The sequence below is a fragment of the Roseovarius autotrophicus genome, assembly GCF_018069895.1.
GTDB lineage: Bacteria > Pseudomonadota > Alphaproteobacteria > Rhodobacterales > Rhodobacteraceae > Roseovarius > Roseovarius autotrophicus.
Genome location: NZ_JAGQDH010000036.1, coordinates 1 through 14,152 on the forward strand (window position 1 = coordinate 1; position 14,152 = coordinate 14,152).

Annotated in this window: 11 protein-coding genes and 3 pseudogenes; 9 read left to right on the top strand and 5 right to left on the bottom strand. The window is 63.6% G+C overall.

Features of this window, described 5'->3' with window-relative positions; genetic code table 11:
- Positions 1-192 precede the first annotated feature (192 nt).
- The 5 genes from KAK09_RS17610 to KAK09_RS17630 all read right to left on the bottom strand — a co-directional run bounded on the left by KAK09_RS17610 (position 193) and on the right by KAK09_RS17630 (position 6,553).
- Positions 193-1,419 carry an IS256 family transposase gene (locus KAK09_RS17610; protein ID WP_210880244.1) on the bottom strand — a complete coding sequence of 409 codons (1,227 nt, stop codon included), beginning with the start codon at positions 1,417-1,419 and terminating at the stop codon, positions 193-195.
- Positions 1,420-1,957: 538 nt separating this feature from the next.
- Complete coding sequence (locus KAK09_RS17615; RefSeq protein ID WP_210880245.1) at positions 1,958-2,941, bottom strand: extracellular solute-binding protein; 984 nt, start codon at positions 2,939-2,941, stop codon at positions 1,958-1,960.
- A 65-nt stretch (positions 2,942-3,006) separates the two neighbouring features.
- Positions 3,007-4,644, bottom strand: a complete 1,638-nt coding sequence (locus KAK09_RS17620) for an ABC transporter permease (protein WP_210880246.1) — start codon at positions 4,642-4,644, stop codon at positions 3,007-3,009.
- Positions 4,641-5,702 (bottom strand): ABC transporter ATP-binding protein, encoded by a 1,062-nt coding sequence (locus tag KAK09_RS17625; RefSeq protein WP_210880247.1) that lies wholly within the window; start codon positions 5,700-5,702, stop codon positions 4,641-4,643. Before KAK09_RS17625 ends, KAK09_RS17620 begins: the two co-directional genes overlap by 4 nt.
- Positions 5,703-5,749: 47 nt before the next feature.
- Positions 5,750-6,553: an inositol monophosphatase family protein gene (locus KAK09_RS17630; protein ID WP_210880248.1), complete on the bottom strand. Its 804-nt coding sequence runs from the start codon at positions 6,551-6,553 to the stop codon at positions 5,750-5,752.
- 232 nt (positions 6,554-6,785) lie between these two features.
- Between KAK09_RS17630 and KAK09_RS17635 the strand changes: the two genes are divergently transcribed.
- The 9 genes and pseudogenes from KAK09_RS17635 to KAK09_RS17675 all read left to right on the top strand — a co-directional run.
- Positions 6,786-7,574, top strand: coding sequence for a DeoR/GlpR family DNA-binding transcription regulator (locus KAK09_RS17635; protein ID WP_210880249.1), 789 nt, complete (start codon positions 6,786-6,788; stop codon positions 7,572-7,574).
- Between the two features lie 189 nt (positions 7,575-7,763).
- A pseudogene (locus tag KAK09_RS17640) lies at positions 7,764-7,892 on the top strand (transposase); the annotation flags it as partial.
- Positions 7,893-7,927: 35 nt separating this feature from the next.
- Positions 7,928-8,224: an IS66 family insertion sequence element accessory protein TnpB gene (tnpB, locus tag KAK09_RS17645; protein ID WP_210880250.1), complete on the top strand. Its 297-nt coding sequence runs from the start codon at positions 7,928-7,930 to the stop codon at positions 8,222-8,224.
- Between the two features lie 104 nt (positions 8,225-8,328).
- Positions 8,329-8,766: pseudogene (locus KAK09_RS17650) on the top strand (IS66 family transposase); the annotation flags it as partial.
- Positions 8,746-9,180, top strand: a pseudogene (locus tag KAK09_RS17655) (integrase core domain-containing protein); the annotation flags it as partial. The pseudogenes KAK09_RS17650 and KAK09_RS17655, both read left to right, overlap by 21 nt.
- Before the next feature lie 316 nt (positions 9,181-9,496).
- Complete coding sequence (locus tag KAK09_RS17660; RefSeq protein ID WP_210880251.1) at positions 9,497-10,795, top strand: IS701 family transposase; 1,299 nt, start codon at positions 9,497-9,499, stop codon at positions 10,793-10,795.
- A 384-nt stretch (positions 10,796-11,179) separates the two neighbouring features.
- Positions 11,180-11,938 (top strand): GntR family transcriptional regulator, encoded by a 759-nt coding sequence (locus tag KAK09_RS17665; protein ID WP_210880252.1) that lies wholly within the window; start codon positions 11,180-11,182, stop codon positions 11,936-11,938.
- Positions 11,935-13,629: a thiamine pyrophosphate-binding protein gene (locus KAK09_RS17670; protein ID WP_210880253.1), complete on the top strand. Its 1,695-nt coding sequence runs from the start codon at positions 11,935-11,937 to the stop codon at positions 13,627-13,629. The genes KAK09_RS17665 and KAK09_RS17670 overlap by 4 nt, the downstream gene beginning before the upstream one ends.
- Before the next feature lie 39 nt (positions 13,630-13,668).
- Positions 13,669-14,152, top strand: a 484-nt coding sequence (locus tag KAK09_RS17675) for a TAXI family TRAP transporter solute-binding subunit (protein ID WP_210880254.1), incomplete at its 3' end; no start/stop codon positions are given.

Below are 14,152 nucleotides of genomic sequence, written 5' to 3' on the forward strand. Positions count from 1 at the left end.
GGCATCTGGAATTCGACATAGAAGAGTGGGGTATTCGAGGCGGGAAAGAACGCCTGCTTGACCTGCGCGAAGGCCATTACCGACCAGACCGTGATTCCCACGATTGTCAGCACGACAAGCACCCGGGGTCGTGTCTCGGATGTGGTGGAAATTCTCCAGCGGCGTTCTCCGAGCATTGGGATTTGGACCTGATCAGGCGACGAGGTCAAGGGTGATTGGTTCGATAGGCTGATCGAGGGTTTCCCAGCCAGCGACCTTGCGCATCTGAATTTGGCCGGAGGCCATGAGCGCCCAGAGCAGCATTGGAACGGTTTCCGCGCAGGGAAGCACGGTCTGCGTTTTGATGCGGCGGCGGAATTCCTCGTTCAACCGTTCTATCGCGTTCGTCGTCCGCGCCGATTTCCACTGTGACGGGTCCAGCCGCGTGAAGGCGAACAGGCGATCCCCGGCCTCTTCCAGGCTGTTGGCCACGGCTCTGCATTTCAGTCGCCATTTGCGCAGGAACGCTTTCCGCCGGGTCTCGATTTCGGCTGCGGTCCGGGCATAGATCATATCGCGATAGTCCTCGGTCAGCTCATCATGCATCGTCTTCGGGGCATGGCCAAGAAGGTTTCGGCGCTTGTGAACCGTGCATCTCTGGATTGGCAATTCCTCGCCCCAGAGCGCGACCAGGGCAGCTTCCAGCCCGGGGGCGCCGTCGACGATGACGAACTCCGGCCGCTGCAGGCCGCGCGCGTCGAGATCGCCAAGAAATGCACCCCACGCCGCCGTGCTTTCGCCGCCCATGTTCTTGATGGAAAGCAAAACCTTCTGCCCGTCCCGGCGCACGCCGATGGCCGCCAGAACCGAGATATTCGTGGCCTTCCGGTCCAGCCGGGTCTTGATGACGGTGCCGTCCAGGATCAGCCGCACGATGTCCTCCTCGGCAAGGCTGCGGGCGCACCACGCGTCCCAGTCGACCTTCACCTTGCGCCACGCCCGGCTGACCACATCCTTGCCGACCGCGCCCTCGAACAGGCCGTAGAGCGCCCGCTTCACCCGGCGTGTGTTGGTGCCGGCCAGATAGACCGAGGCGATCAGAGCTTCCGCCTTCTTGGTCAGGCGCTGATAGCGCGGCAGCGCCTTGGAGCGCCATTCGGTGATCTTGCCCTCTTCGTTCTCGATCCGCGCGCGCGGCACGCTGACCGTTTGTGTTCCGAAGGTGCCGACGAGTTGGCGCTCGCGATGCCCGTGCCGGTAGCCCTTATTCGAACCGCCTTCGCGGCCGTAACGGCAGCGCCCGATGAAGTCCGCAAGCTCTTCCTCAAAAAGCGCTTCAATGGTCGCGCGGATGTTCTGCCGGAGCCGATCCTCGATCGGATCATATCCGGTTTCGCTTCCCGGTAGCGCGGGCGTGCTGGTGTCTGTATTGTGCTTCATGGCGTGATCTCCATGGCGGTTGCTGCCGCCGGTTGGGTGGGTTTGGTTCACCCGGAGATTACGCCACCTTCAAATTTCCACCACCTTCGCGACACGACCCCCTCGGCACCGCCGAGATCGTCCGCGTGGCCTGAATCTGAAGGGGAAAGGGGAACTCACGCCTCAAGCCGCCTTTCTACAACAATGCCCCTCCAGACCAAAATCATGCCGCCTGTTCCAAATCATTCGACGACGGGCAGTGTGTTCAGGTTTGCACAGAACGCCTCCTCTGCTTCTGCGGGTGGGATGTATCCGATGGGGCTGAGCAGCCGGCGGCTGTTATACGAATCGACCCATTTGAGGGTTTTTCCACTCGACTTCGCACATCGATTTCAATGGGCCGATCCGGTTGCTGACTTGGCAATGCCCCGAGGCCGCGCATCGCAATGGCAAGTTTCGAGAAGTAGGCATCAGCCCCCTGGTGCACTCGCCTGAAAAGTCTCTGAGAGTATGGTTTGGTCTGCCCCCGCGCACGACGGATCGGCGCGGGGGCCTTGGATTACTTGGCGTCACCGGCCTTGGGCAATTCGGCCCATGCGGCCAGTGCCGCGTCCCGCTGCTCCGCAGCCTCTGCCTCATCAACGGCAAAGACCTTGATGTTGCCGATGTCCGGCAGGCCCACATGGTCCGACACATTGATGTCGGTGCGGCTGGGGCGGCGGAAGGCGACCTTTAACAATTCGATCTGCGTCTCTTTTGACAAGAGCGTGTCGATCGCCTTTTTGGCGTTCTCTCCCGCAGGCGCGTCCTTGATCAGTCCTGCATATTCCGGCGAGATGAAGGTGCCTTCGGCCGGATAGACGATGCGCAGTTCGGTCTGCCCGCCATCGACATAGGAATAGCTGTTCGTCTCGAAGGTCAGGCCAACCGCATATTCCCCCATCGCCACCCCGCGCGGCACAGCCGAGGACGAACCCGAGATGACAAGATTGGCAACGACCGCCTTGTAGGTCGCCTCGTCCAGCAGTTTCGACAGGCCCCAGACGATGGTGTAGCCGGTGGAGCTGTTGACCGGGTCGGGCAAGATGATCCTGCCGCTCCATGCGGGGTCCGCAAGGTCGGCCCAGTTAACCGGCACCTCCTGGCCGTCCAGCTGGTCGGTGTTCACCAGCATGGTCGCGACATGAACATTGGCCGGCAGGAACAGATCGCCCGGATAGCGCAGATCATCCGGCATCGCTTCCAGGGTGGGGGAAGCATAGGCTTCGAACAACTGCTCGAACGCGCCGAGTGTATTGGTCGAGGAGGACCAGAACACATCGCCCTGCGGGGCGCTGGTTTCCGCCTCGATCCGGCGCAGCAGAACGCCGGAACCGCCGGTAATCACGTCAAGGTTCAGCCCGGTTTCGGCCTTCACGTTGGCCTGCACGGCCTCATAGGCCTGCACGGGGTTGGAGGTATAAAGCACCGGTTCCTGTGCGAGGGCGGGGGCGGCAAGGCCAAGCGTCAGGGCTGCGACGATATGGATGGGTTTTATGTTCATAGTGGAACCTCTCTGTTGGGTAGGGTGGTTAATTGGCCCGGGCGGCACACCGCCCGGACGGTTGGTCACTTCGCGGCGAAAACGTCGATGCGGAACAGCTTGGCCGCCACGATGATCGGGATCAGGATCACCGCGACCAGCACCAGCCCATAGGCCGAGGCATAGGCCATGAGGCCGGAATCGATCAGCCGGAACACCTGAATGGGCAGGGTCTCGCGTCCGCCGGAATAGACGAGGATGGAGGCCGAAAGCTCTGCCACCGTCGTGGTCCATGTCAGCACCGCCGCCGCCGCGATGGCGGGCAGCATCACCGGCAGCACCACCTTGAAGAAGGTGCGCACAGGCGGTACGCCAAGGCTGATCGAGGCTTCCTCCAGCGAGTTCGGGATATTGTGCAGCGTCGCCTGCCCGTTGCGCATCCCGAAGGGCATCCGGCGGATCACATAGGCCAGAACGATGATCGTAGCTGTGCCTGAGAGGGGCAGCCAGCCGCCGTGGAACGTGGCCAGCAGCGCCACCCCCAGCACCGTGCCCGACAGCGCCAGCGGCACCGCCGAAATGTAATCGACAAAGGGCGTGAAAATGTTGGGCTTTTTCACGACCACATAGCTGACGATGGCCGAAAACGCGATGGAAAGGCCCGTGGCCACCCCCGCATAGGTCAGCGAGTTGATCAGCGGTTGCGGGGCGGTGACAAAGACTCGCTCCAGGTTGGCAAAGGTCCAGTTGCCCCATTGCATGACCGGCCCACGCGCCTGTGTGAAGGCACCGAGGATGATTGAAATTAGCGGGAGCAGCGAAATCAGCACTACCAGCCCCGCCGCAAGCGCCACGGCTGCACCCTTCAGGCCGCGCAGGGGTTGGGGCCGCGCGCCCCGGCCCTGCACGATCTCATACCTTCCACGCGCCACCACCCAGCGGTTGAGAAACAGCACCGCCATGACGATCAGCACCGACACGCTGGCCAGCGTCGATTGCATGGTGATGTCTGACGCGCCCTCGGCCACGGCGGCCTGATAGGTGACGACCGACAACAGCGGTAGGCGGTGGCTCAGGATCATCGAGATCGCGAAATTGCCCACCGTCATGGTGAAGACCAGAAGCGCCGAGGCCAGGATCGCGGGCAGGATGACCGGCACCATGACTTTCAGCCGCGAACGCGCGGGTGAGGTCCCAAGGCTTTGGGCCGCCTCCTCCAGTTGCGCATCGAACTTGCCGATGGCCGCGACCACGCCGATATAGACATAGGTGTAATAGATGAAGCTCATCGAGGTGATCAGCCCGAACCAGCCATAGAAACTGGGCAACCGGATGCCGATATCGCGCAAGGCGCGGGTGATCAGCCCGTTATTGCCCAGCATCATTAACCATGTCTGCGCCGCGATGACCTCGGGGATGACCAGTGTGATCAGCGGCAAAAGCGCGATCAAAGATTTGCCCGCAAAGCTGTAGCGCGCGGTGACATAGGCCAGCGGTACGCCGATCAGCGTGGCCACCACCGTGACCGTCGTGGCAAGGATCAGCGTGTTCTGGATGGCCTGAAGGTAGCGCGGGGTTGCGATCAAGCGGGACCATCCGTTCGGCCCCTCGCCGGTGAAACTGGCGGTCAGGACGTTCAGCAGCGGATAAAGGACAAAGAGGCTCAAAAGCGCCAGCGCCAGCGCCGAAATCCAGAACCAGGGGGAGCATAGTGTGCCGGTCATGCCGCGATCACCCGTGCCTGTGACGGGTCGATGCCAAGGCTGACCGTCTCACCCGGTTGGAACCCGTCATGTCCGGGGCCGTGCAGGTCGGCCACCACCTGTATATCGCCCGCGAGATGCAGCCGGTAACTGGTGCGCGCGCCCAGATACTGCCGGGATTTCACCGTGGCGGGCAGTGTCTGACGGGCCGGGTCTGGGTCGCGCGACAGATGCAGCGTTTCGGGCCGCAGGATCAGGATCCCCTCCGTCCCGCCGCCGGTCCGCGCATCGGTCGCCAAGATCCGCGCGCCGCACAACTCGGCAGAAACCATGCCATCCCCCGCCAGGGAGATGCGGGTGCTCAGCCGGTTCGCCGCACCGACGAAATCCGCGACATACGCCGTGCGTGGGGCGCTGTAGATTTCCTGCGGGCTGCCCAGTTGTTCCACAGCACCCTTGTTCATCACGCCGATCAGGTCCGACATCGACAGGGCCTCTTCCTGATCATGGGTCACGAAAACCGTGGTGATGTTGGATTCGCGCTGCAATTCGGTGATTGTCTCTCGGATCTGGACGCGGAGTTTCGCGTCGAGGTTCGACAGGGGTTCATCCATCAGCAGCACGGCCGGCTTGATGACCAGCGCGCGCGCCAGCGCCACGCGCTGCCGCTGCCCGCCCGACAGTTCCGCCGGGTGGCGGTCACCCAGATGGCCAAGGCCCACCCGCTCCAGCGCCTCGGTCAGCTTGCCCGTGACGGTGGGGCCCTTCTCGCCCCGGGCGTGCAGGCCATAGGCGACATTCTGGTTCACCGTCTTGTCGGGAAACAACGCATAATCCTGAAACACCATACCGATGGCGCGCTTGTGCGGCGGCAGGCGCGTCACGTCCTGCCCGCCGAAACGGATGGTGCCGCCCGCAGCCGGAACGAACCCCGCGATCGTGCGCAAGAGCGTGGTCTTGCCACAGCCTGACGGCCCCAGAAGAGTAAAGAAGCAGCCCTCGGGAATGTCGAGGCTCAGCCCCGAGATCACATTTTCCGCGCCATAGGTGACGGTGAGGTTTTCAATGCCAATGCCCATGCGTAGCCCCTGTCCCCTGTTTCCCTTTGTCGTCACGCCGTGGCGCGTTACTCTTGCCCGATCCCCAGTCCTGCGATCAGTGCCAGCGCTTCGTCATGGCAGCGCCTGTCCCCGGCGGCGAGGATGCGCCCGTCGCTTTGCAGCGTCAGGGGCTGTCCTTCCCAATCTGAAATCACCCCGCCCGCGCCTTCGATCACCGGGCGGAAGGGGGCGAAGTCGAACACCTTCTGGCCTGCGTCGATGCCCAGATCGCTGCGCCCTTCGGCGAGGCGGCCATAGTTGAGACAGGCCCCGCCATAGACCCGGTTCGAGGTCACGCGGCGCAGCGCGTTCAGCGCGGGCAGTTCAGCTGCACTCATGTAATCCTGATTGGAATTGGTCATCAGCGCCTGCGACAGCCCCGCGCAATCGCGACAGCGCACCGGCGCGCCGTTCAGCGTGGTGGCCTGCCCCGTGACACCCAGCCAGCGCCCGCCGACCCCCGGCACGTCGATCACGCCCAGATGTGGCACGCCGTCGACCGCCAGCGCGATCAGCGTGCCATAGACCGGGATGCCTAGAATGAAGGGAGCGGTTCCATCGATCGGGTCCAGCACCCAGACATGCGAGGAGCCGGGGTTCTCGTCAGCTTCCTCCTCGCCGATGATGCCATGGGTGGGATAGACGGCGCGGATCATGGCGCGCATCTCGGTTTCGATCAGCCGGTCCATCCGGGTCACGAAACTGCGGTCTGGCTTTACCTCTACGTCCAATTCGGACCTGTCGCGCCGTGCCAGAACGCCCCGTGCGGCCACGGCCAGTCGGATCGCGAAGGCGATGTGATCGTCACCGATACCCGAGGACCTGCGCATATCCGGTTCTCCGTTCCAACTGGGAAATGGCGCGGCAAAGCCGCCGATTCCGTTCCGTCGTTGCTAACCCTAGCGCGGTGGCAATTTTGTGGCAATATATGTTTTTTGTGGCGTAATGTGTTTTTTGCTGTTTAGGAAGGCATAACGTTACAATTATTGGCATTTACGGTGGGCGGGCAAACCCCCTATGCCTGTAGAAACCGGGTATCGGGATGGCCGAGAGGACAGCGAAATGTGGCAGGAAGAACGACAGCAGAAGATACGCGACCGGCTCGCAGCTTTCGGTCAGGTCTCGATCGACCGGATCACCGAGGAGTTCGGCGTGTCCCGCGAAACTATCCGCCGCGACCTGATGGAGATGGAACAGGCGGGCAAACTGCGCCGGGTGCGGGGGGGAGCGGTCCCAGTCACGCGGGAGGATACGACTTATGGCATCCGCACGACGCAGCGCCTGAAGGAAAAACGAGCCATCGCAACCACGGCAATAGGGCTTTTGAACAGCGGGATGACGATCTTCATGGATGCCGGGTCAACCAGTTTCGTGATGGCCGAAACGCTCGCCGCCCCACATGGGCTGACCAACCTCAATATCATTACGAATTCGGTGGATGTCGCTCGCCTTCTGGCCGAAGGTCCCGGCCAGCCCTCGCGCGGGTTTCGCGTGCTTATGCTCGCCGGGGAATTTCGGCATGATCCGATGGAAACCCATGGCGGGGCCACAATCAACGACATCCAGCGCTACCGCGCCGATGTTGCCCTGCTCGCCCCCTGGGGAATCGACGCGCAGATGGGGGCGATGAACCATTTCATCCATGGTGCAGAGATTGCCCGTGCGATGGTACGCAATTCTGACCGGACGATAATTCTGGCGGATCATTCTAAAATCGGAGCGCCGGCGCGGTCGGTCTTCTGTCCGACGGCGGAAATCGACCATCTGATCGTGGATGAAGCGGCCGACCTTCGCCCGGGATTCGGTGACCTTGCACAGGCGGTGCCGGGCCTGATCATGGCGCGGGCATAGGATCTGATGACAATTGTTGCTTCTCACATGAATACCACGCAACATAATGGCCCATTCGCCGATAAAGGTGCAATAAAGGTCATCTATTGACTGCGTGATCGAATCGGGCTGTCCATTTCCAACAGAGGTGGTCGCAGAAATTTGGAGCAGTTGTTAAGGTGGATCGCGTGACGAAAGAGACGATCCGAAATTACAAAGAGAAAGACGCATACGCCTGAGTTCAAGGCGAAGGTCGCGCTTGAAGCGATCCGCGAAGAGATGACGCTGGCCGAGCTCTCGAAGAAGTATGGCGTGCATCCGAACCAGATCAGCACATGGAGTGAGGCAGGCCAGCATTTGATCTGGGGGATCAAATGCCTGTCGAACGCGGCGATCGAGAACATGGCCACGGCGTTCATACGCAAGGGGGGATCGCGGGGTTGGCGGCGCTGGTCCAGGATGTGCTGCATCAGAAACTGGCCAGTGGTGCGGTGTTTGCATTCCGGGGGCGACGTGGCGACCGGATCAAGCTGCTGTATTGGGATGGTCAGGGATTTTGCCTTTATTACAAAGTGCTCGAGCGCGGACGCTTTCCTTGGCCGAGTGCTGCGAATGGGTCGATACGGCTGACCTCTGCACAGCTCGCAATGCTCTGGGAGGGGATCGACTAGCGGCGTCCGAATTGGGGCTCTCCATCTGCACGTGTCGGGTAATTTTGTGTCCGGATTTGCGTTATTTATATGGTGCTTTGGCCTGATTTTTGGTAGTCAAGCGCATGTCGAAGCCTGCCGAAAATTTGCCTGACGATCCCGCCGTATTGAAGGCGATGATCGCCGTGTTGCAGGAGGAGAACGTCAAAATATCGGCCACGTTGCGCGTCCATGATCAACTGGTTCAAGCGCTGCGTCTACGGATCGCCAAACTCCAGAAACTGGCTTTTGGCAAATCCTCGGGAAAGATCGAACGCGAGATCGAACAGCTGGAACTTGCGCTCGAAGACCTGCTGGTTGCGGTAGCGGAAGATGATGATGCGCCCATTAACGAGGGGCAGGATGAACCGTTACCGGAAGCTGCCGATGCACCTGCTTTGCGCCGCCGACCACGTGTCTCGGATGCGACCCCGCGCGAGCGGCGTGAACTGGACCCCGGTGCCTGCTGCCCCGACTGTGGCGGCGATCTGCGCGTGGTGGGTGACGATGTCAGCTCGACATTGCCCTGGCCGCCAGGGTGCGACAGCGTCACCGTGCTGCACAAGCCGCGGCTGCTCAGCGATAACGGCCCCTGTTACATCTCGGGGGATCTCGCAAAATACATCGAGAAGAACGGCATGGATCACGTGCGCGGGGCTCCCAACCATCCCCAGACGCAAGGCAAGATCAAGCGCTGACATCAGACCCTCAAGAACCGCATCCTGCTCGAAAATTACTGCCTGGAGGGCGAACTCGAGGCGGCGGTCACCGCCTTCGTCGAACACTACAAGCATCGCCGATATCACGAAAGCCTCGGCAACCTGACACCCGCCGACGCATACTTCGGGCGCGGCCCGGCTATCCTGGCAGAAAGGGAGAAGATCAAAGCACAGACCATCCAGAACCGGCGCTTGATCCATCAGCGCCAAGCAGCATAACATCAACCAACCGAGCCGGAGCCCTCCAGACCAAAATCATGCCGCCTGTTCCAAATCATTCGACGACGGACACTTGGCACATTGATGCCGTCGGTGGGCGGTCACATCATCAATGCCATTTCGAATGTTCCACGCCCGAGCCTGCGATACATTCCAGTCGGGGATGTGGAAAAATGCATCGCGACCTCCGTGATCTGGAAAGACAACAATACTAGCACTACTTTGGCAGATTTTCGCTGATCTGATATTCACCGGATTCACTGGGGGCGTTTTGGGTGATTCATAGGGAGCCAGCATTGAGGGAGGCTGGCGGTTTATGGGAACCTGGCGGGACGATCTGGAAACCTGGCTGGCGCCGTTTGTTGCGGCGCTTGGGCACAAGACGCGGGGGCGGATGTGTCCGGCCTATGTTACCGGACTGATTGGCCCGGGTGATCGCAAGAGCGTGCAGCCGATGGCGGCGCGGGACGGGGTGGTCAGCTATGACCAGCTGCATCATTTCATCGCCGACGGGGTCTGGGACAGTGCGCCGCTGGAGGCGGCACTTCTGGCCGAGGCCGACGGGCTGGTTGGCGGCGATGAGGCCTTTCTGGTCATCGATGATACCTGCCTGCCGAAGAAGGGGGATCGCTCGGTCGGGGTTGCGCCGCAATATGCGTCCTCGCTGGGCAAGACTGCGAACTGCCAGTCCCTGGTCTCGTTGACGCTGGCCTCAGGGGAGGTTCCGGTGATGGTGGGGTTGCGGCTGTTTCTGCCCGAGACTTGGACGGGCGATCCCGACCGCATGGCCCGCGTCCGTGTGCCGGAGGATCGGCAGATCGCCTTGAGCAAGCCGGAGATCGCCATTGCGGAGATCGACCGGGTGCGGGCCGCAGGCGTCCGCTTCGGCTGCGTGCTGGCCGATGCGGGTTACGGATCGAGCGGGCCTTTCCGCCACGCGCTGAGCACACGAGGCCTCGCCTGGGCAGTCGGTCTGTCGCGGTGCCAGAACGTCTATCCGGTCGATGTCGGACTGATCTTTCCCGAGGCCGGGCGTGGGCGCCGCCGCAAATATCACCTGCCGGATCGCGCGGCCGTTTCCGCCGAACAGATGCTGGAAGGTGAAAAATGGAGGAAGCTCAGCTGGCGGCGGGGCACCAAAGGCAGGCTGACCTGCCGGTTCGCCGCAACCCGCGTCCGGATCGCCGATGGCCACCGGCATCGCATGGCAGATGGCCGTGTGCAAGCCATGCCCGGTGGCGAGGAGGTTTGGCTTATCGGTGAGCGTCGTGCGACCGGCGAGCGGAAATACTACGCCTCGAACCTGCCAGCCGACACCAGCCTCAAGGCGCTCGCCGCCGCCGTCAAGGCCCGATGGGTCTGCGAACAGGCGCATCAACAACTCAAGGAGGAGCTTGGCCTCGACCACTTCGAGGGCCGGTCCTGGACCGGCCTTCACCGACACGCCCTGATGACGATGATCGCCTACGCCTTCCTGCAATCCCGCCGCCTCAAGGCTACGGGACGGGAAAAAAAGAGTCCCCGGACCGCCCCCGCAACCAACCATGCCAGCCGTCAGGCAAGCCATCCTCAACGCCTTCGCCAGACCTCCACCACGACGCTGCCCTCATTGTGAAAAGCTCATCGCAGAACGCCCAGAGAAAAATCTGCCAAAGTAGTGCTAGGGCCTTCGCCTCCACGATGTCGCCATCCAGAAGACGCGCCACCCACTGTGCATAAAGGGGGTTTCGATACGCCCGGATGGCGTTTGCCAGTTGCAGGGCTGCCTCCCGTCGAACCTCGACACCGCCGAGCCCGCCCTCAGCGAACATGCCGGGCAGCACGGTGATGCCCCCCGATGCGGTGCGTGGAGCCGAACCGGTGAGGGAGCGGGGCCCCACGGCGCCCGCGCCCCGCCCGGTCGGGTCCGGTCCGGACAAATATTCATTGACTTTTTTCCTGGATCGACCCAAGCTCAAGCTGAGCGTGCTGTATACAGCGCTGAATACAGGGTGACGCCTTGGCCACGACCGCACCGCGCAGCACCGCACCCGGCACCCCGCCCGCCGAAAGCCCGGACCTGACGCTGGGCCAGCGCGCCTATCTCGCCCTGCGCGGCATGGCGATCAGCTATCAGCTCGCACCCGGCGTGCGCCTCAACGAGGTGGAGCTGGCGCGCGATCTCGATGTTAGCCGCACGCCGCTGCGCGAAGCGATCAACAGGCTGGTGTCCGAGGGGCTTCTGGTCGCGAATGGCCGGGGGGTGTTCGCCCGCCGCCTCGATCCGGCCGAGGTGCGCGACCTCTACGAAGCGCGGCTGGGGCTGGAGACGTTCATCGTCTCGGTCGCCTGCGAGCGCGCGCAGCCCGGAGCGATCAACCGGCTCGACGCCTATCTGGACCATTCGGTGTCGGTGCAGGGCAGCTCCGGGATCGAGGAGCTGGTGCGCCTGGACGAGGGGTTCCACGCACAGCTCGCGGCGCTGACCGGCAATGCCGAGCTGCAGCGAATGCTGGAGAGCATCCACGCGCGCATCCATTTCTTTCGCTGGGTGGACATGCGCGGCCGCCGTGACCACACCCAGGCCGAGCACCGGCGCATCCTCGCGGCGATCCGCGCGGGCGACGCGCCCCACGCCTGCACCATCACCCGCGCCCACATCAACCGGCGCATGGACCAGATCGTCGAGGTTATCCGCGAAGGTGTCGCACGGCTGCATCTGGGCGAGAGCCCGCGGCCCGTCGACCTGGCGGCACATCAAGGGAGCAAGACACGATGAACACGATCTCGGGCGCGGAGGCGCTCGTGCGGATGCTACATCTGCATGACGTGGAAGTGGTTTTCGGACTGTGCGGCGACACCAGCCTGCCGTTCTATGACGCGCTGTACCGCCTCGACCACGGCATCCGCCATGTGCTGACCCGCGACGAACGCTCGGCGGCGTACATGGCCGACACCTTTGCACGGGTGTCCGGCAGGGTCGGCGTCTGCGAAGGGCCCAGCGGCGGCGGCGCGACCTATATCCTGCCCGGCGTGGTGGAGGCGAATGAAAGCTCCATCTCGCTGCTGGCGATCACCACCGACATCGGCGTCAGCTCGCGCGGGCGTTATGTGCTGACGGAGCTTGACCAGAAGGCGATGTTCGCGCCGCTGACCAAGTGGAACGACGTGATCACCACATCCGGCGCGCTGCCGCGCACCGTGCGCCGGGCGTTTCGCGAGATGACGACCGGCCGCCCCGGGGCGGTGCATCTGGGCCTTCCCTTCGACGTGCAGAAGGCGCCGGTGGACGAGGCCGAGATCTGGGGCGACCGCGCCCTGGGCCACTTCCCCGCCCAGCGCACCCGCCCGCCCGAAGCCAGCCTGGACGCCGTCGCGCGCCTCCTGGCCAGGGCCGAGCGGCCCATCGTGGTCTGCGGCGGCGGCCCCGTGATCTCGGGCGCGCGGGCCGAGGTGACGGCGCTGGCCGAACGGTTGGGCTGCGCGGTCGCCACCTCGATCTCGGGTCAGGGCGCGATCCTGGACACGCATCCGCTGGCGCTGGGCGTGGTAGGCTCCAACGGCGGCTCGGACGAGACGCGCGCGGTGCTCGATGACGCCGATCTGGTGGTGCTGATCGGCTGCCGGGCGGGGTCGGTGACGACGGAACGCTGGCGCCACCCCGCGCCGGGCCAGCGGATCGTGCACATCGACGTCGATCCCGGCGTGATCGGCGCCAATTACGAAACCGAACTGTCGCTGGTGGGCGATGCGCGCGAGACGCTGCGCGGCCTGATCGCGGCACTGGATGCGGTGCTGGACGGCTCCGACCGCTCCGACGCGCAGGCGCGCGCGGCGGTGGCACAGGCGAAGGAGGTGAAATTCCACCGCTTCAACGCACTGGCGGCCTCGGACGAGGCACCGATCCGGCCCGAGCGGGTGATCAGGATGCTGTCGGAGTACCTGCCGAAGGACGCGGTGGTGGTGGCCGATCCCGGCACCCCCTGCCCGTATCTGTCGGCCTATTACGAGTTGTCGGACGCGCAGGGGCGGCTGATCTCCAACCGCGCCCACGGGGCGCTGGGGTATTCGCTGCCCGCCGTGCTGGGGGCGCATTTCGCGCGCCCGGATGCCAAGTGCGTGGCGGTGATGGGCGACGGCTCGTTCGGGTTCAACGCCGGCGAGATGGAAACGCTGGCGCGCATCGGCGCGCCGGTGACGCTGGTGGTGCTGTCGAACGCGGCCTTTGGCTGGATCAAGGCGGGGCAGGACTCGGGCTTCGGCAAGCGCTATTATTCGGTGGATTTCAACCGCACCAACCATGCCCGCGTGGCCGAGGCGTTCGGCCTGAAGGCGTGGCGGGTGGAAGACCCGGCCGATCTTGCGGGCGCGATGAAGGCCGCGCTGGAGCATGGCGGGCCGAGCCTGATCGACATTGTCGTGCAACCGTTGCACGAGGCCGCGGCCCCGGTCAGCGAGTGGATCGCCTGAGGCCATCCGGAAAAGAAGACCAACCAACAGGAGAAAACGATGAAACGCCTGCACTCACTCTCGCACCTGTCGCGCCGCGACGCGATGATCCTCGGGCTTGGCGGTATGGCCGCCGGTTCGGCGCTGCTGCGTCCGGGCAGCGCGCTGGCGCAGCAGTCGCTGCAGTGGGGCTCCTCTTCGGTGGGGTCCACCGGCTATGTGATCATGGAGGGGCTCGCCTCGATCACCAACCGGCATTCGGACCTGCGCAACGCCTCCATGGCGACCTCGGGCGGCGCCGAGAACATGCAGCTGTTCCGCGAGGGGATCATCCAGTTCGGCCAGACCACCTCCACCGACTGGCTGCCGGCGTTCGAGGGGCGCGAGCCCTACTCCGAGCCCATCGAAGTCCACCAGATGTTCGCCTACACGCTGTTCAACTGCACGCCGATGGTGCGGGCCGACAGCGACATCCGCACGATCGAGGATCTGGTCGGGCGGCGCGTCATGCCCTCGCCGTCGGGGTCGTCCACCGCGGTCCTGT